Annotated in this window: 1 protein-coding gene; it reads right to left on the bottom strand. The window is 33.9% G+C overall.

Annotation, left to right across the window (positions count from 1 at the left end):
• Window positions 1-511, bottom strand: a 511-nt coding sequence (locus PsAD46_RS28165) for a hypothetical protein (protein ID WP_206599631.1), incomplete at both ends; no start/stop codon positions are given.

Consider the following 511-nt stretch of genomic DNA (forward strand, 5'->3'; position numbering starts at 1 on the left):
AACATACAGTGTCCGTAAGTTCTGTGAATAATGGTAACTCCTTTAGCATGATTAGATTCTCCACGAATTAAAAAAGCACTATGCTTATAGTGTTTAATAGTGTAAGTGCCTCCTTTACCAAAGGCATCTCCATACCCATAAGGATAGGAACCTTTAGCTGTAATGTGAAAACCTTCTATTCTGTTATTCGAACCATCCATTGTAATGTTACAAGCACCATTTTTTGGATAATCATTTACGCTACCTAAATCTATTAAAGTTAAATTTTTAAGTACGTTGTTATTTCCAGTCGTTTGTACTTCATAAAAATTATCGTAAGCATCAGTGTAAGCATTAAAAACGGCTGTTTCTACATTTATGGTTACGTCTGTAAAATCGTAAACACTATTATTTCCTGAAAAAAGAAATAAGACATAGTTTTTTCTGCCTGAAAACTCAGTGTAATCAGGGAAAAGTCCATTTTGGATGTCTTCTGGAGTAACAGTGTAGGTTCCAGGCTCCAAAGTAACAT

Source organism: Pseudovibrio sp. Ad46 (genome assembly GCF_001623065.1).
Classification (GTDB): domain Bacteria; phylum Pseudomonadota; class Alphaproteobacteria; order Rhizobiales; family Stappiaceae; genus Pseudovibrio.